Source organism: [Clostridium] scindens ATCC 35704 (genome assembly GCF_004295125.1).
Lineage (GTDB): Bacteria > Bacillota > Clostridia > Lachnospirales > Lachnospiraceae > Clostridium_AP > Clostridium_AP scindens.
The window spans coordinates 1,400,371-1,416,696 of the sequence record NZ_CP036170.1; the positions used below are offsets into that span (position 1 = coordinate 1,400,371).

Below are 16,326 nucleotides of genomic sequence, written 5' to 3' on the forward strand. Positions count from 1 at the left end.
ATTCAATATGTTTTATCAAATATGTGAATTAACGATTGGCATTCCATGTACATTTATGGGACTATTAGACCATAAGAGTAACTACAACAGCAAAGGAGAATAGCAAATGAATAAGAAGGCAATCAGTATCCTGTTGTGTTTCGGAATGTGTATAACGATGCTTGCAGGATGTAATCAAAAGGATTCTTCGAAAGAAACCGAGGAACAGTCAAGTAAAGATGAAAAAGTGATCAAAGTAGGATGTGAAGCGACAACACCTGGGTGGATTCAGACCGATAAAAAGGGTGAGTTATCTGGTTATGATTATGATGTATGGACAGAAATCGGTGAAAGAACAGGGTATAAGATTGAATATAAGATCATGGAATGGGATGGGATGTGGTCTATGTTTGATGATGGAAGATTGGATTCCATAGGAGAACAGATCTCTTATACGACGGAGAGGGCCCAGAAATATAACATGTCAGAGCCATATGCATACAATATTTATTCTTTGCTGTGTGCAAAGGATAACGGAGAACTACAGTCCATGGATGATCTAAAAGATGGCATGACAATTGCATGTGAATCTAATACCAGTGATGAGATTGTGCTAAAGGCTATTGAAGATGAATACGGTGTAACACTAAAGCCAACCTATTTTGATGGAATGTCTGTACAGGAGGTTGCCCTTGGAAGATGTGACTTATGGCCGAGAGCGAGGACTTCTTGTGAAACAACGATTGAGGAAGTTGATAATCTTAAAATATTAGGAGACACCAACCGTGTAGAAACAAATATTTATCCATTTGCCAAGACGGATGAAGGAAAAGAATTATGCGGTATGGTTTCGAAAACAATTAAAGAGATGAAGGCTGATGGAACATTAAAGAAGTTATCAGAGAAATGGTTTGATACGGATATTACTGTTCAGCCTGAGAATACGGAAGTTCTGGAGTAATTAAAGAGGGGAAACGCGACTATGGATTGGGTATTTACAGGTGATTTACTGGAAGCTATGATGAAAGCCCTTCCAGTAACATTATCTTTGACGGGGATTTCGTTTACATTAGCATTGGTATTGGCAATTTTAATTGCTATAGTAGAATATTTTAAAGTACCAATTTTGGATAGGATATTTTCATTGTATGTTTCCTTTTTTCGTGGCACACCTTTGATTCCGCAATTGTTTCTTCTATATTTTGGAATTCCTACGTTTGTACCGGCATTAAGGAATGTATCAGCATACTCTGTTTGTGTTGTGGGTTTGACGTTAAATTCAGCGGCATATATGAAAGAAGTGGTCAGAGGATCACTTCTTTCTGTTCCAGAAGGGCAAAAAGAGGCGGCATTAGCGCATGGAATGTCTTCAATGCAGACAATGTTCCGGATCGTTCTGCCTCAGGCGGCAAGGGTGGCAATTCCATCATTATTTAACAATCTTGTTGATATTGTTAAGGGCACATCAATGGCATTTACTATAGGAGTAATTGAAATCACAGCAGCGGCAAATTTAAGAGCGGCAGTAACATTTAATTATTTTGAAGCATATATGGTTCTTATGCTCTTATATTGGGTTATCATCCTGATTCTTGAAAGATTTGAAACTGTAATAGAAAAATATTTTGAAAAGACACGCACGAGATAGGAAGATTAAAAAGAATGGATTGCAAAGAAAAAATGGATACGACAAATACGAAGCATATGGTAGAAATTAGAGATCTTCATAAGCGGTTTGGCGATTTGGAGGTTTTACGGGGGATTAATCTTAACATAAAAAAGGGAGAGGTTGTTGCAATTATAGGCTCATCAGGTACTGGCAAATCAACACTGCTTAGATGTCTGAACTATCTGGAAAAACCGGATAAAGGAAGAATTACGATTGGAGATATAGCAATAGATGCAGAAAAGTGTACAAAAAAAGAAGTTCAAAGGCTTAGGAAACACTCGGCAATGATTTTTCAGAGTTATAATCTATTCTTGAATAAGGATGTGTTGCATAATGTGATGGAGCCTTTGATTTCTTCGTTAAGGATGAATGGAGAAGATGCCAGAAAAAGGGCACTGTATTATCTTGAGCAGGTTGGTATGGGCGGTAAGACGAAACAATATCCCGCAACACTTTCTGGAGGTCAACAACAACGAGTCGCAATTGCGCGCTCTCTTGCAGTTCTGCCAAACATTTTACTGTTGGATGAGCCTACCTCAGCATTAGATCCGGAATGGGTGCAAGAGGTTCTGGAAGTGATTAGAGATTTGGCATCCAAACACTTTACAATGATTATCGTAACGCATGAAATGACATTTGCTAAGGAGGTAGCAAATCGGATTGTCTTTATGGACAATGGAATTATAGTTGAAGAAGGTACACCGGAAGAGATCTTTAGACATCCAAAGAACTTAAGAACAAAAGATTTCTTAAAGTTAAGTAAGCCAGATGAGTTTACAATTATTCATTCCATGCAGTTTGAAGCAATGCTGCCAATGTTTATTCGTACGGGATTAGAATATAGCCTGGAGGAAAAGGCGCCAGAGGGCTTATTGACTTGTATTGAAGTTATTGAAAGAGAGACAGGGAATCGTGTTGGTGGTGCTGCACTGGCATATGCACATGATGTGTTTATTATAAAGGCGGTTGCCATAGAGCAGGCATATCAAGGAAAGGGACTTGGAACAATGGTGGTAAAGGATGCGATCAAGGAGGCGCAAGGCAGAGGGGCTGTGAAGATATTCCTTGTTGCAAAAGTACCCGAATTCTATAAAAAGCTTGGGTTTCAAGTAGTTGACCAACAAAGTGCATCAGATATATCTACCTGTTATTTGTGTTCGAGATATCACAATGGTTGTGATTCGGAGATTATGATGAAAGAGATATAGGTATCAATCAATGAGGAACTCACTGCATTTTTCCGGGAGTGTGACAAAGTACCGGCACGCAAAAACAACCTTCAGGATGCATGCCGGAGCCTTGCCGTGCCATTCTTATCGCATAAACTGATTGATTACATGAAGCACGCCGTCTTCGTCGTTGGACTTTGTGACAAAATCCGCCTTTTCCAATACGGCAGGCTGTGCATTGGCCATGGCGACGCCAAGTCCGGCCGTCTCGATCATTGTGATATCGTTGTATCCATCGCCGCAGCAGATCATCTCATCCGCCGTAAGGCCGCTGCTGGTCAAAAGGCGGAGAAGCGAATGGGCCTTATCGATGCCAGAAGGCATGATCTCCAGAAAGAACGGATCGGAGCAGTATACGCTTAAGTAAGAGCGAAAACGGGCGATGATCTTCTTCTGAATCTTGCTTATGACAGCAGAATCGCCGGTAATCAGGAACTTGTTCGGCGCTTCTTTGATATGAGAAAGGAAGTCGTCAACCCGGATAATGGGCATATGATTGATGCGCGATTCCAGTTCCGTATACTTATTAGGGCAGATGCCGGAGATCAGGGCGTCCGGCGTATAGGTGACAAGATCCAGCCCCTGATCCTTATATTCCAAGACCATGTCATATATGGGCTTGGCGCAGTCCATCGGGAGCGTCTTGTTGTATATGATTTCTTTGGTCTGGCAGTTGGTAATGCGCCCTCCGTTGAAGGAGAGAATGTAACTGCCGTAATCCCCAAGGCGAAGCTGCTCGGCAAGAGGGGCCACGCCATTGGTGGGGCGTCCGCTCGCCAGAACTACTTTCTTTCCCTGTTCTTGTATTTCGATCAATGCCTTTAATGTCGGCTCTGATATCTCTTTGCTTGAGTTGGTAAGTGTTCCGTCCAGATCCAGTGCCAGAATCTGATAATTCATAATTGTACTCCTGTAATATCTTTATCTGTATATTTTGGTTCTATATATTTTTCAGCGCTTCCACGATCGTTGTCAGATCCATGCCATGGGAGGCTTTGACCAGTACGTTGTCGCCGTCTTTAATGAGATCTTTCATGGCATCCAGAAAGTCCGCCTTGTTCTCGAACCAAAGTCCCCGGGTAGAGGAAGAACCGTTTGTGGCGCCGTCTACCAGTTCCTTTGCCAGGTGGCCGATCCCGCATACCAGGTCGATGCCGTGGGCAGCAGCGTATTCGCCTACTTCCCGGTGAAGTACTTTCTCGTTATTTCCAAGTTCGCCCATGTTGCCAAGGACGGCAACTTTTCGTCCAATGGCCATATCCAGAACGTCGATAGCGGCCTTCATGGATACCGGATTGGCATTGTAGCAGTCGTCCAGGATGATCAGGCGATCCGTCTTGATGATGTTGTTGCGTCCCGGGATGGAAGGCAGCCCTTCGATTCCGGCCTTGATCTCTTCGGAAGTCAGATGAAGGGTATAGCCTACTGCCGCGCCTGCCAATGCATTGGAGATCATGTGGGTGCCTGGCAGGGGAACGACGCATTCAAAGGAGTATTCATCCGGCAGATGGATCGTGCAGGAGGTTCCTCTAAGCCCCATGGGCTGGATATTGTCAGCATAGAACTGGCAGTTATCTCCAAGTCCGAAAAGTATAGGAGTGGCGCCTTTGATTGGGCCAGCCTGCGAGAGAAGGTCATCGTCTCCGTTAAATATGATGGTTCCGCCATCCTTCATATCCTGAATCATCTTCGACTTCTCCTGGAGAATGCCTTCGCGGGTCTTGAAGAATTCCAGGTGCGCAACGCCGATATTGGTAATGACGCAGATATCCGGGCTGGCAACCGAAGAGAGGCGGCGCATCTCGCCGAAATGGTTGACGCCCATTTCCAGTATGGCCACCTGATGATCTTCGTTCAATTCAAAGATTGTAAGAGGAAGTCCCCACTCGTTATTGAAGTTGCCAATGGTCTTGTGTACCTTATATTTCTGGGCGACTACAGAAGCGATCATCTCTTTGGTGCTTGTCTTTCCCACGCTTCCGGTAATTCCCACAACCTTGACGTCAAAGGAATCCCGGTACAGTTTGGCAATATCAAGAAGCGCTTGTCCGGTGGATTCTACCAGGATGTAAGAGAAATCCGTATCTCCAAGGTCTTCGTGGGAAATGACGCATAATGCGCCTTTTTCTATAGTATCAGGGATGAACTGATGGGCATTGACATTCTCGCCGTCTATTGCGACGAACAGATAATCCTTCTGTACCTTCCGACTATCGATCACTACTCCTCCTACTTCCCTGCCCAGCTTGCTTTCGTCTCCGTGATAGACGCCTTTACAGGCTTTGGTAATGTTTTCTAGGGTAAGGTTCTTCATTTTCCTTGTCCTCCTTATTTTGTGAAAATACGACCAGGCCTCTGCCCCAAGGGCAAAGACCTGACAGTTTCTAGTCTTGGTAGCGTGTTTTCATGGATTCTTCAATAATTAACTCGCACAGGTCGCCATAATCCACTCCGATGGCTCTGGCTGATTTGGGAATCAAACTGGCCGGAGTCATGCCTGGCAGGCCGTTCATTTCCAGACAGTAGAACTTTCCATCCGTCTCATCGACAATGAAGTCGGCGCGGGCATAGACATCCATGTGCAGCACCCGAAAAGCCTTCTCGCCCGCACGCTGGATCTTTGCCTGAGTCTTATCATCCAGGGATACCGGCGGACAGAGTTCCTGAGCGCCGCCGTCCTGATACTTATTCTCGTAATTGAAGATTCCGTCTTTTGGAATGATCTCGATCAGCGGAAGGGCCTTTCCTGCGATGATGCTGCAGGCATACTCACGTCCTTTGATATAAGGCTCGATGACGACTTCGTCTTCGTGATTTACATCAAAGGAGCAGCGGATGGCTTCCCGATATTCCTCCTCTGTATGAACAATATATACTCCGATGCTGGAACCGCCGGAACATGGCTTTATGACAAGCGGCAGGTAGTAGCCCAGCTTCTCAAGGGGAGTATCCTTGGTGTTACGGTTCAGGGAAGTGCCTCTTGGCGTAGGCACGCCGGAACGCTTGAAGATCTGCTTGGCAACCAGTTTATCCATGGACAGGGCACAACCAAAGGAATTGGGACCTGTATACTTGATTCCAAGAATATCGAAAGTTGCCTGGAGTTTCCCATTTTCTCCAACAGAGCCGTGAAGCCCCATAAATGTTATGTCAGCAATACGGCATAGGTCGATAACATTCGGGCCAAGGTAACAGTCGGACTGGTCCGGGCGCGAAGCCCTCAGCGCTTCAAGGTCAGGCGTGGTAGTCTTGATGCCCTCTGCGATCTCAAGCCCGCCGCCAGGCAGGTCGAATACCTCTTCCAGTTTATCGGGATCATAAGGTAATCCGAAGAACACATCCAGCAGATATGCCTTGTGCCCTTTTTCTCTCAGAGTTCTGCAAATACCGGCGCCTGATATGAGCGACACGTCGCGTTCAGGGCTGAGTCCTCCTGCTAAAACAATAATTTTCATAAATAATAGTCTCCTTCTAGTCTGTCATGCTCATTTGATCCAACAAGGATTTCTTCACTTCATAAAGCTTAGGGGATAGATCCACGTATACTTGATGCGGATAGAAGAGACGCTTGGTCTCATCCCACAGTGTCTTCTTTTCATTCCTGCAGTATTCGGCGATCTCCATTACTGACGGAGACTTGTATATGCACGCTCCATTCTTGAATACCGGTACCAGAATCTCGCGCATGATGTAAGAGCCGCCCGAAAGCTTCGTCTTTTTCCAAGTCTCGATGGGATCGAAGAGAAGCATATCCTCATCCGTGTTAAATGTCTCGCCAACGAAGCAGATCAAGTCGGCTTTTACTTTGCCTGTTGTTTTATCATATATCCGATAGATGGTTTTGTTACCAGGATTGGTAATTTTTTCTGTATTTTCCGATATCTTTATCTTAGGCTCGAATGCGCCATCCTCCTCTGACTGGATGGCAGCAAGTTTGTATACGCCGCCGAAAGAAGGGCAGTCCTTGGAAGTGATCAGGTTTGTTCCAACGCCCCAGGAATCAATGGCAGCGCCCTGCATCTTCAAGTCATGGAGCAAGTACTCGTCCAGATCATTCGAAGCGCAGATGGATGCATCGGCAAACCCTGCCTCGTCAAGCATCTTGCGGGCTTCTTTGGAAAGATAGGCAAGGTCGCCGCTGTCTAAGCGGATGCCATACTTCTTAAATGGCTTTCCAGCCTCTTTAAACTCCTGGAATACCCGGATTGCATTTGGGACTCCGGACTTTAATGTATCATAGGTATCTACCAGAAGAGTACAGTTATCCGGATACATATCCGCATAGTTCTTGAAAGCAGTATATTCATCCGGGAAACTCATAATCCAGCTGTGTGCATGGGTTCCCATAACCGGAACATCAAAGAGCTTGCCAGCAAGAACATTAGAGGTTCCTACGCATCCGCCGATCATAGCGGCCCTTGCTCCATACAGGCCTGCGTCCGGCCCCTGCGCCCTTCTTAATCCAAATTCCATGATACCATCGCCATTGGCGGCAAATACCACGCGGGAGGTCTTGGTGGCGATCAGAGACTGATGGTTGATAATGTTCAAAATTGCCGTCTCTACCAGCTGTGCTTCCATAATCGGCGCAATTACCTTTAGGATGGGCTCTTTTGGGAAGATTACCGTTCCCTCGGGAATCGCGTAGATATCTCCGCTGAAATGGAACCCGCTCAAGTAATGCAGGAAGTCTTCGTTGAAGATTCCCAAGCCTCTTAAGTAGTCAACGTCCTCATAGGTAAAGTTCAGATTCTTGATATAATCAATGACCTGATCAAGCCCGGCGCAAACAGAATAGCCGTTGTTGCTGGGATTCTGGCGGAAGAATACATCGAATATGACCTTCTCGTTCTGTCCCTTTGCGTAATATCCTTGCATCATCGTTAATTCATACAAGTCTGTCAGCAAAGTTAGATCTTGTCTGTTCATTTCTCTTTAATACTCCTTTTTATCTGGCAGTGTAACCAACTGCATTATAATTATGAATGTAAATTCCGTTATATTATAGCACTTGAACGGTAAAATGTAAAAGAAAAAAGTAGACCTTGTAGAACAGTTTGATTCATACTATAATAATAAAACAAGTATGAAAGAAAATAAGGAGGAGTCGGAAATGACCCCAGTTTATGAAGTAAGGACAAAACATACAGAGCAAGTTCTGAAAGATTTTATCTCATTTAAAGAAGCTGAAAGGAATGCGCATATCACTTTCCGTATCGTGATGCTTGGTATCTGCGACGTTACCCTGGCGTATCTGGGAAAGGGATCTGCGTTGACCTATATATTCGGGATCCTGGCAGTTCTGACATTTGCGTTTGCGCTGGCAAGAAAGCCTATCGGCGTACGCCGGCTGGCTAAGGCAGACAAGAATTATCAGAACCAGAGCGAGATACACTTTATCTTTGGAGAGAGCGAATTTCGGATAGAGAATCCGGATGCAGGGGATCCGCAGAGGGTCAAGTATGGAGAAGTGGCGTTCATGTATACGGATAACAAGTACTATTATATTAATGTTAACAACGAAGACATGCATATGATTCCCAAGGAAGATTTCACGCTTGGCAGTCCAGAAGGATTCTACGATTTTATCATGGATAAGACCGGAAAGCAGCTGAAGCCTTTGAAACTTACCTGGAAGATGAAGACCAGCATACTAAAGCAGGCATGGATGGAAGTCCAGAGCCAGAAGAATACAGATAAGAAATAGGACAAGATGGCAAAGAACCAGACGCTTATACAAGCGCCTGGTTCTTTTTGATTGTTTCTAATATGATATCCTGGCAATAGTCCCCGATATGCTTGCGGGTCTCCTTGTCGAGATCCTTTGGATAGATCGGCTTGCCATATTCCAGGATTACGTGCACCTTCTTGATTCTCGGAAACTGCTTCTCGAAGATGGAGATGGTGTTGTTCATGGACATGGGAACGATCGCGCACCCGGTCTTCTCGGCAATCTTAAAAGAGCCGTTATGGAAGGGAAGGATGCTGAGTTCCTCGCCGTCATTGCGGGTTCCTTCCGGAAAGATACAGATAGAGACGCCTTTCTTTACATAATCAATGGCAGTCAGGATCGTCTTAAGGCCTTCCTTCGGGTTATCCCTGTCAAGGAAAAGACAGTACAGCCGCTTCATCCAGTCCCGCAGCAGGGGATACTTAAGCATCTCCTTCTTGGCAATATATCCGGTGAGCCTTTGGCAGCGGGAATAAGTAAGCAGAATGTCAAAGTAACTTCTATGGTTGCCGATAAAAAGCACGGGCTCATCCGGAATATTCTCCTCGCCAATCACGGTCACATGCACGCCGGATATTTTAAGAATCACCTTAAAAGCCCATTGTACCATCCGCAGGCTTTGGTAATCGCAGGCCTTCTTATTGAATTTTCCAATTAGCCACTCGACTCCGAGCACGGGTATTCCAAGTACCAGGTAAAGACCTAAGAATAGAACTACAAATATAAATCTTATCATCCGTATAACCTCTCAATCCAGATATTTTAGTCATAGAATAATTATCCTCCATACGGAAAAAGATGTAAAGGACAAAACTAATATTTCTCAGGTTTTCGGAAAAAAGTCTTCTGAAGGAAGCCCATCAGCCTCATGCTCAGGAGGAATTCGGTCATTCCGCCTTTCTGACAGTGACGTGCGGACGTCTCAACCAGGGCGTCGACCACCTTCTCCGTGCGATCCCGCAGTTCCCCGGTCAGATGCGCGGTCAGGGGCTCTGTTGCCAGGGTCAATTCTGAGAAATGGTAGTAAGGGTTAGCGGCCATATAAAGGAAGGTGTCGTAACTAAAGCGGCACTGTTCTACCTTCATGGGCCCGTCTCCCGGAAAGAACTGGAAATAATGGTAAGCGCCCAAGCACATAAGCGTCCCCCGGCTAACCGGATATTCCCGGGTGTTGACTACAATCTTGCCGTTACTGTCGCGGAAATACAGCAGGGTGATGCCGCTGTTCTTTTTCAGGACCGTCTGCGATGTAACGATCTTGCTTACGGCAGTCACCGGAAACTGGAAGTCTTCTTTGGAGTAGTATTTCGCGCTTGCAAAAAGCGGCGGGTAATTGATGGAGTTTTTAGACTTTGTCATTGGTTTTCACCTCCCCGGTTGAGACTTCGGTATTCGCCAGGCGTCATCTGATAGAGTTTATGAAAGGCCCTGGAAAAGGAGCGGCTGCAGTTGAATCCCACATTAACCGCAATATCCAGCACCGGAAGATTCGTGGTAAGCAGAAGGGCGGCAGCATGCCGCAGCCTGGTAAGGACGGTGATGTCCTTGTAGGAAGCGCCGAATTTCTCCTGGACCAGTTCCCGGATAACGCTCTCGGACAGATAAAGGGATTTGGAGGTATCCTTGATGTCGATGGGAGATGAAAAGCTTGCATAGGAGTGATTCAGCACATCCATCAGCATCTGACTCATGATCATGCCCCGGTATACTTTCTCCCCGCTCTCCAGCATCTGCTTGCGGTATTCCAGAGGCGTCGTCCCAGTATATTTCTTAAAGATGCGATAAAAGGCAACTTCCGAGGAGAATCCGGAATGCTCGGCCACGTACGACAGTGACATATCTTCGTAGAGAAGCGCGCCGGAAGCAATGTTTACCCGTACGCGATTCAGCGTGTGGGCAAAGTTGTAGCCGCTGATATTGCGCAGTTCCCGGTTCAGCGTAGAGGCGCTGGTAGAGAAGCGCTCAGCCACGCTCTCGGCCGTAATGTCCTCGGCAAAATGGGAGCCGATATAAAGAGTTGCCTGCCATCCAAGAGGCCAGTCCCGGCTCTGGTCTTCCTGGTTTTGACGGATACTGTGCTTGATGAAAAAGTATGAAAACTGTCCGAGAATAGAGACCTTTATCAGGGAACTGCCAGGGTCGAAGCAGGAATCTTCCTTTTCAAATTCATCGTATAAATCCCGGATCTTTTGCAGATATTCTCCTTCCAGCCGGATAACGGGGAGGGCGACCATAATGGCATCCACCGTATCAGGGCTTGGCTCCCTGAGCGCCAGAAAGGAAGAGAGCGGATAGTCATACACGCAGATGGACAACTCAAGGGGATCGTCGGAATCCGCCTTGATCGTGAACGTGTGGTACGACTGAAGCCAGACGAAGGTACCCTGTTCAAATGGGAATTCTACGCCATTGATCGTGATTGTGCCGCGTCCGGAATTCACCAGTATGAACAAGGATTCGTTCTCACAGATGGGCGGGGTGATGTCGCTGATGGTATGCTTCTGCAGGCGCAGATATTTGTCCTTTCCGGTAAAGACCGAATGGACAGGGCTGCCACATATCGGCCTGGATTTTATTGTGTTTGGCATGGTTATGCTCCTTCCTTAACTAGGCGAGTCTGAAAATTATGTGAGAAGTTACAATTCTGATAGTATTATAGCACGTTTTGTCCCTTAATCAATTAGATATTACCAACAAAAAGTAATCTTTACTATTGTAAGATGCCACGAAATTATCCGATATTGTAACAGGTAAAAATGTTAAAGTTATATCAAGCAAAAGAAGAAAATGTTGAAAAAATGTACAAATAGCACGTAGAAAAGATATTAAGCATTAAGAAAATGCACAAAAAATCAACGTGTGAGAGGGAGGGAAAGGAGTTGAAGCGTGACTTTTTTAACAAGTTTAATTTGGGGACATCGAACTTTGTCACGCCGGGAAAACAGTTGGAATACGTTTCGGAATGCAAGCCAGATTCTACTGCGGTCATCTGCTTAGATAAAGAACAGAACTGTTCCGTTATTACCTGGCATCAGCTGCACGTCTATTCCAGCCAGCTGGCATGGTACCTTATAGAAAACGAGATCGGCCCGGGGTCGATCGTACTTACAATGTTTCCAAACAGCATTGAGCACATTATAGCGGTATTTGCTATCTGGAAGACGGGCGCCTGCTATATGCCCATGTCCTATAAGGCGGCGGAATCCGAGATCAGGGAGGCCTGCGATACCATCCACCCGAATGCGGCTTTTGCGGAATGCAAGATTCCAGGATTAAAATTCTGCCTTAGCGCAGACGAGATATATGAGGCAATGGAAGGAAGATCCAAGGAGATGCCTTCGGACCGGCTGGCCAATCCGAACATGATATCCTTATCAGGCGGAACCAGCGGAAAGATGAAGTTCATTCGTCAGAACCTTCCATGCGGGCTGGATGATGAGACGATCAGAAGCTGGTCTTTCATGTCTGGAATGGGATTTGAGCAGCGCCAGCTGCTGGTAGGCCCGCTGTTTCATGGCGCGCCTCACTCCGCGGCGTTTAATGGACTGTTCATGGGCAATACCCTGGTACTGACCAGAAACCTTTGCCCGGGAAATATCCTGAACATGATTAAGAAATATAAGATTGAATTTATACAGATGGTGCCGACCTTGATGAACCGGCTTGCCAAACTGGAGGGAGTCGGAAAAGAAGACTTCGCATCCCTGAAGGCGCTATGCCATACAGGGGGCGTCTGTTCTCCCTGGCTTAAGCAGATCTGGATCGACCTGCTGGGACCTGAAAAGATCTATGAGATGTATTCCATGACTGAATGCATCGGCCTTACCTGTATCCGGGGAGACGAGTGGGTGAAGCATCCGGGAAGCATCGGCCGGCCGGTGGGCGACTGCAAGGTGTCTATCCAGGATGAGAATGGAAGGGAAGTTGCGCCTCTTGAGATTGGCGAGATCTATATGACGGCGCCAGCCTCTTATCTGGTTACCGAGTACATCAATTGGGAGCCGCTGGAAGTGAAAGAGGGAGGCTTCCGAAGCGTAGGGGATATCGGCTACGTGGATGAGCAGGGCTATCTGTACTTTTCTGACCGGCGCAGCGACATGCTGGTATCAGGCGGAGAAAACGTGTTCGCCACCGAAGTCGAGACAGCGCTTTTGAGATATAAGGATATCCTGGATGCTGTAGTGGTAGGGATACCGGACGAAGATATGGGGCGAAGGCTCCACGCGGTTATTGAGTCAGGGAAAGAGATACCCGCAGAGGAACTGAAAACGTTCCTTGGACAGTATCTGACTCCATACAAGATACCAAAGACATTCGAGTTCGTAAGGAGCATACGAAGGGGGGACAATGGAAAGGCCGACAGGAAGCGGATCCTGGAAGATTGTATTGCCCGCGGGGTATGATTCTAAAAATGCAAAGAAAACAAATTATATAAAGGAGGAGTAACAAAATGAGTTACGAAGCACTTTTTTCACCATTCAAGGTCAGAGGACTGGAACTTAAGAACCGTATCGTCCTGCCTGGAATGAACACCAAGATGGCAAAGAATAAGCACGACATTGGCGAGGATATGATAGCCTACCATGTTGCCAGGGCAAAAGCGGGATGCGCGTTAAATATATTTGAATGTGTAGCCTTATGTCCGGCGCCTCACGCTTATATGTATATGGGGCTTTACACGGGCCATCATGTAGAACAGTTTAAGAAATTGACGGATGCAGTCCATGAAGCAGGCGGCAAGATGGGGATCCAGTTGTGGCATGGTGGGTTCAGCCCGCAGATGTTCTTTGATGAGACCAACACTCTGGAAACTCCGGACACTCTTACGGTAGAGAGAATCCATGAGATTGTAGAAGAATTCGGACGCGGCGCAAGACTGGCTGTTCAGGCTGGATTTGATGCAGTGGAATTCCATGCGGCCCACAGTTATCTGCCTCACGAGTTCTTAAGCCCGGGAATGAATAAACGTACGGATGAGTACGGCGGAAGTTTTGAGAACCGCTGCAGATTCTGCTATGAAGTCGTTCAGGCAATCCGGTCTAATATTCCGGATGATATGCCATTCTTTATGCGTGCAGACTGTATCGATGAACTGATGGAACAGACCATGACAGAGGAAGAGATCGTTACATTTATCAACAAGTGCGCAGAACTTGGCGTGGATGTGGCAGACCTTTCCCGTGGAAACGCGACTTCATTCGCAACTGTATATGAAGTACCGCCATTCAACCTGGCTCATGGCTTCAACATTGAAAATATTTACAATATTAAAAAGCAGATCAATATCCCGGTTATGGGAGTCGGCCGTATCAATACAGGAGAGATGGCAAACAAGGTGATTGAAGAAGGCAAGTTTGACCTGGTAGGCATCGGACGCGCCCAGCTTGCAGATCCGAATTGGATCACCAAAGTAAGAGAAGGCAAAGAAGACTTGATCCGTCACTGTATCGGATGTGACCAGGGATGCTATGACGCAGTCATTAATCCAAAGATGAAGCATATCACCTGCACCCACAATCCAGGATTGTGCTTAGAGTACCAGGGAATGCCAAAGACAGACGCTCCTAAGAAAGTCATGATCGTAGGAGGCGGAATGGCAGGCATGATCGCCGCAGAAGTATTAAAGACCAGAGGCCATAACCCGGTAATCTTCGAGGCATCCGACAAGCTGGCGGGACAGTTCAGGCTGGCAGGCGTAGCGCCGATGAAGCAGGATTGGGCAGATGCTGCAGAATGGGAAGCAAAAGAAGTAGAGCGCCTTGGAATCGAAGTACGTCTGAATACCGAGGTGACAGCAGAGACCATCAAGGAATTCAATCCGGACAATGTCATCATTGCAGTTGGCTCTACCTATGCGCTGCCTGAGATTCCAGGAATCGACAGCCCAAGCGTATACTCTCAGTATCAGGTACTGAAAGGGGAAGTAAATCCTACAGGCCGTGTAGCCGTTATCGGATGCGGACTGGTTGGTACGGAAGTCGCAGAACTTCTGGCATCCAGAGGCGCACAGGTAATCGCAATCGAGAGGAAGGGCGTAGGTACCGGCCTTAGCATGCTTCGCAGAATGTTCATGAGTCCGGAATTCAAATATTATAAGATTGCGAAGATGTCCGGAACAAATGTCACCGCTTTAGAGCAGGGCAAGGTTCACTACATCATGACAGACAGGAAGACCAAAGAAGTGACGCAGGGAGTCCTGGAATGCGACGCTGCCGTTATCTGTACAGGAATTACCGCACGTCCAAGCGATGGACTGAAGGCAAGATGCGAAGAACTTGGAATCCCGGTTGAGGTAATCGGAGACGCTGCCGGCGCAAGAGACTGCACAATCGCGACCCGCGAAGGCTACGACGCAGGAATGGCAATCTAGAAAATCAGAACTTATCAATCATACATATAGAAAGGATGATACATATGACATTAGAAGAGAGAGTTGAAGCATTAGAAAAAGAACTGCAGAAGATGAAGGATATCGAGGCGATCAAAGAACTGAAAGGAAAGTATTTCCGCTGCCTGGACGGAAAGATGTGGGATGAACTGGAGACCACTCTGTCACCAAATATCGTAACCTCTTATTCCAACGGGAAACTGGTATTCCATAGCCCGAAGGAAGTTACCGATTACTTAAAGAGCACAATGCCAAAAGAAGAGATCAGCATGCATATGGGCCACACGCCGGAGATCACCATTGACAGCGAGACTACGGCTACGGGCAGATGGTATCTGGAAGATAAACTGATCTTTACGGACGGCAAGTACAAAGATGTGGGGATTAACGGCGGCGCGTTCTATACAGACAAATACGAGAAAATAGAAGGCCAGTGGTACATCCTTGAAACAGGCTATGTACGAATCTATGAAGAACATTTCATGCGTGATCCGAAGATCCATATCACGATGAACATGCACAAATAAGAACATTGTAAAAGAAAGGCAGGAGTAAGATTATGAATCTCGTACAAGACAAGGTTACCATCATCACGGGCGGCACAAGAGGCATTGGATTCGCCGCTGCGAAAATATTTATCGACAATGGAGCGAAAGTATCCATCTTCGGAGAGACGCAGGAAGAAGTAGATACAGCGCTTGCACAGTTAAAGGAACTTTATCCGGAAGAAGAGGTTCTGGGATTCGCGCCAGACCTTACATCCAGAGATGCGGTTATGGCAGCGGTAGGCCAGGTGGCACAGAAGTATCGCAGACTGGATGTCATGATCAATAATGCGGGCATTACCAGCAATAACGTATTCTCAAGAGTGTCAGAAGAAGAGTTTAAGCACATCATGGATATTAATGTGGTAGGCGTATTCAACGGCGCATGGTCCGCTTACCAATGCATGAAGGAGGCCAAGAAAGGCGTAATCATCAATACGGCTTCCGTTACAGGCATCTTCGGATCACTCTCCGGCGTAGGCTATCCGGCCAGCAAGGCAGGCGTAATCGGCCTTACCCAGGGACTTGGAAGAGAGATCATCCGTAAGAACATCCGTGTAGTAGGAGTAGCTCCTGGAGTTGTCAACACAGACATGACCAACGGCAATCCTCCGGAGATTATGGAAGGATACTTGAAAGCGCTTCCGATGAAGAGAATGCTTGAGCCGGAAGAAATCGCTAATGTATACCTGTTCCTGGCATCCGACCTGGCAAGCGGCATTACGGCTACTACGGTTAGCGTAGACGGAGCTTACAGACCATAATTTTGATTTTTACAAAGTAGA

Annotated in this window: 15 protein-coding genes; 8 read left to right on the forward strand and 7 right to left on the reverse strand. The window is 46.5% G+C overall.

The features are described from left to right. The first annotated feature begins 106 nt into the window (after positions 1–106). From HDCHBGLK_RS07160 to HDCHBGLK_RS19580, 3 genes are read left to right on the forward strand one after another with little or no spacing between them, the layout of a single operon-like run. Complete coding sequence (locus HDCHBGLK_RS07160; protein ID WP_004607876.1) at positions 107–940, forward strand: transporter substrate-binding domain-containing protein; 834 nt, start codon at positions 107–109, stop codon at positions 938–940. 21 nt (positions 941–961) lie between these two features. Further along, entirely contained in the window at positions 962–1,627 is a 666-nt protein-coding gene (locus HDCHBGLK_RS07165; RefSeq protein WP_004607875.1) for an amino acid ABC transporter permease, read from the forward strand. A 14-nt stretch (positions 1,628–1,641) separates the two neighbouring features. Further along, positions 1,642–2,856: a GNAT family N-acetyltransferase gene (locus HDCHBGLK_RS19580; protein ID WP_004607874.1), complete on the forward strand. Its 1,215-nt coding sequence runs from the start codon at positions 1,642–1,644 to the stop codon at positions 2,854–2,856. 105 nt (positions 2,857–2,961) lie between these two features. Here HDCHBGLK_RS19580 and HDCHBGLK_RS07175 read toward each other — a convergent pair whose 3' ends face one another. From HDCHBGLK_RS07175 to HDCHBGLK_RS07190, 4 genes are all read right to left on the reverse strand, one after another. After that, the gene (locus HDCHBGLK_RS07175) at positions 2,962–3,777 is read right to left on the reverse strand and encodes a Cof-type HAD-IIB family hydrolase (protein ID WP_004607873.1); all 816 of its coding nucleotides are present in this window, start codon (positions 3,775–3,777) and stop codon (positions 2,962–2,964) included. A gap of 40 nt (positions 3,778–3,817) precedes the next feature. Further along, on the reverse strand, positions 3,818–5,191 hold the full coding sequence (locus HDCHBGLK_RS07180; RefSeq protein WP_004607872.1) for a UDP-N-acetylmuramoyl-tripeptide--D-alanyl-D-alanine ligase: 1,374 nt from the start codon (positions 5,189–5,191) through the stop codon (positions 3,818–3,820). 70 nt (positions 5,192–5,261) lie between these two features. Next, on the reverse strand, positions 5,262–6,332 hold the full coding sequence (locus tag HDCHBGLK_RS07185) for a D-alanine--D-alanine ligase family protein (RefSeq protein WP_004607871.1): 1,071 nt from the start codon (positions 6,330–6,332) through the stop codon (positions 5,262–5,264). A gap of 16 nt (positions 6,333–6,348) precedes the next feature. Beyond that, entirely contained in the window at positions 6,349–7,806 is a 1,458-nt protein-coding gene (locus tag HDCHBGLK_RS07190) for a nicotinate phosphoribosyltransferase (RefSeq protein WP_004607870.1), read from the reverse strand. A gap of 184 nt (positions 7,807–7,990) precedes the next feature. On the opposite strand from HDCHBGLK_RS07190, the gene HDCHBGLK_RS07195 reads away from it, so the two are divergent. After that, positions 7,991–8,584, forward strand: coding sequence for a YcxB family protein (locus tag HDCHBGLK_RS07195; RefSeq protein ID WP_009247908.1), 594 nt, complete (start codon positions 7,991–7,993; stop codon positions 8,582–8,584). Between the two features lie 25 nt (positions 8,585–8,609). Here the strand turns inward: HDCHBGLK_RS07195 and HDCHBGLK_RS07200 are convergent, their stop codons facing one another. The 3 genes from HDCHBGLK_RS07200 to HDCHBGLK_RS07210 form a co-directional block, all read right to left on the reverse strand. Then, entirely contained in the window at positions 8,610–9,344 is a 735-nt protein-coding gene (locus HDCHBGLK_RS07200; protein WP_004607868.1) for a lysophospholipid acyltransferase family protein, read from the reverse strand. 77 nt (positions 9,345–9,421) lie between these two features. After that, positions 9,422–9,967, reverse strand: coding sequence for a hypothetical protein (locus HDCHBGLK_RS07205; RefSeq protein WP_004607867.1), 546 nt, complete (start codon positions 9,965–9,967; stop codon positions 9,422–9,424). Next, positions 9,964–11,196, reverse strand: coding sequence for a helix-turn-helix domain-containing protein (locus tag HDCHBGLK_RS07210; RefSeq protein WP_004607866.1), 1,233 nt, complete (start codon positions 11,194–11,196; stop codon positions 9,964–9,966). The genes HDCHBGLK_RS07205 and HDCHBGLK_RS07210 overlap by 4 nt, the downstream gene beginning before the upstream one ends. A gap of 291 nt (positions 11,197–11,487) precedes the next feature. On the opposite strand from HDCHBGLK_RS07210, the gene baiB reads away from it, so the two are divergent. Genes baiB through HDCHBGLK_RS07230 form a run of 4 tightly spaced genes read left to right on the forward strand, consistent with a single transcriptional unit; the run spans position 11,488 to position 16,305 of the window. Continuing rightward, the gene (baiB, locus tag HDCHBGLK_RS07215) at positions 11,488–13,011 is read left to right on the forward strand and encodes a bile acid--CoA ligase BaiB (RefSeq protein WP_009247906.1); all 1,524 of its coding nucleotides are present in this window, start codon (positions 11,488–11,490) and stop codon (positions 13,009–13,011) included. 47 nt (positions 13,012–13,058) lie between these two features. Then, positions 13,059–14,978, forward strand: a complete 1,920-nt coding sequence (baiCD, locus tag HDCHBGLK_RS07220; RefSeq protein WP_004607864.1) for a bile acid Fe-S flavoenzyme BaiCD — start codon at positions 13,059–13,061, stop codon at positions 14,976–14,978. Between the two features lie 44 nt (positions 14,979–15,022). After that, a complete protein-coding gene (gene baiE, locus HDCHBGLK_RS07225) occupies positions 15,023–15,523 on the forward strand; it encodes a bile acid 7alpha-dehydratase (RefSeq protein WP_009247905.1) in 501 nt (166 codons plus the stop codon). A 32-nt stretch (positions 15,524–15,555) separates the two neighbouring features. Then, on the forward strand, positions 15,556–16,305 hold the full coding sequence (locus HDCHBGLK_RS07230; RefSeq protein WP_004607862.1) for an SDR family NAD(P)-dependent oxidoreductase: 750 nt from the start codon (positions 15,556–15,558) through the stop codon (positions 16,303–16,305). The last annotated feature ends 21 nt before the right edge of the window (positions 16,306–16,326 follow it).

What these genes read in the sequence shown, in the direction of transcription:
- HDCHBGLK_RS07160 (WP_004607876.1), top strand. Translation starts at nt 107, where the DNA reads ATGAATAAGAAGGCAATCAGTATCCTGTTGTGTTTCGGAATGTGTATA.
- HDCHBGLK_RS07165 (WP_004607875.1), top strand. Translation starts at nt 962, where the DNA reads ATGGATTGGGTATTTACAGGTGATTTACTGGAAGCTATGATGAAAGCC.
- HDCHBGLK_RS19580 (WP_004607874.1), top strand. Translation starts at nt 1,642, where the DNA reads ATGGATTGCAAAGAAAAAATGGATACGACAAATACGAAGCATATGGTA.
- HDCHBGLK_RS07175 (WP_004607873.1), bottom strand. Translation starts at nt 3,777, where the DNA reads ATGAATTATCAGATTCTGGCACTGGATCTGGACGGAACACTTACCAAC.
- HDCHBGLK_RS07180 (WP_004607872.1), bottom strand. Translation starts at nt 5,191, where the DNA reads ATGAAGAACCTTACCCTAGAAAACATTACCAAAGCCTGTAAAGGCGTC.
- HDCHBGLK_RS07185 (WP_004607871.1), bottom strand. Translation starts at nt 6,332, where the DNA reads ATGAAAATTATTGTTTTAGCAGGAGGACTCAGCCCTGAACGCGACGTG.
- HDCHBGLK_RS07190 (WP_004607870.1), bottom strand. Translation starts at nt 7,806, where the DNA reads ATGAACAGACAAGATCTAACTTTGCTGACAGACTTGTATGAATTAACG.
- HDCHBGLK_RS07195 (WP_009247908.1), top strand. Translation starts at nt 7,991, where the DNA reads ATGACCCCAGTTTATGAAGTAAGGACAAAACATACAGAGCAAGTTCTG.
- HDCHBGLK_RS07200 (WP_004607868.1), bottom strand. Translation starts at nt 9,344, where the DNA reads ATGATAAGATTTATATTTGTAGTTCTATTCTTAGGTCTTTACCTGGTA.
- HDCHBGLK_RS07205 (WP_004607867.1), bottom strand. Translation starts at nt 9,967, where the DNA reads ATGACAAAGTCTAAAAACTCCATCAATTACCCGCCGCTTTTTGCAAGC.
- HDCHBGLK_RS07210 (WP_004607866.1), bottom strand. Translation starts at nt 11,196, where the DNA reads ATGCCAAACACAATAAAATCCAGGCCGATATGTGGCAGCCCTGTCCAT.
- baiCD (WP_004607864.1), top strand. Translation starts at nt 13,059, where the DNA reads ATGAGTTACGAAGCACTTTTTTCACCATTCAAGGTCAGAGGACTGGAA.
- baiE (WP_009247905.1), top strand. Translation starts at nt 15,023, where the DNA reads ATGACATTAGAAGAGAGAGTTGAAGCATTAGAAAAAGAACTGCAGAAG.
- HDCHBGLK_RS07230 (WP_004607862.1), top strand. Translation starts at nt 15,556, where the DNA reads ATGAATCTCGTACAAGACAAGGTTACCATCATCACGGGCGGCACAAGA.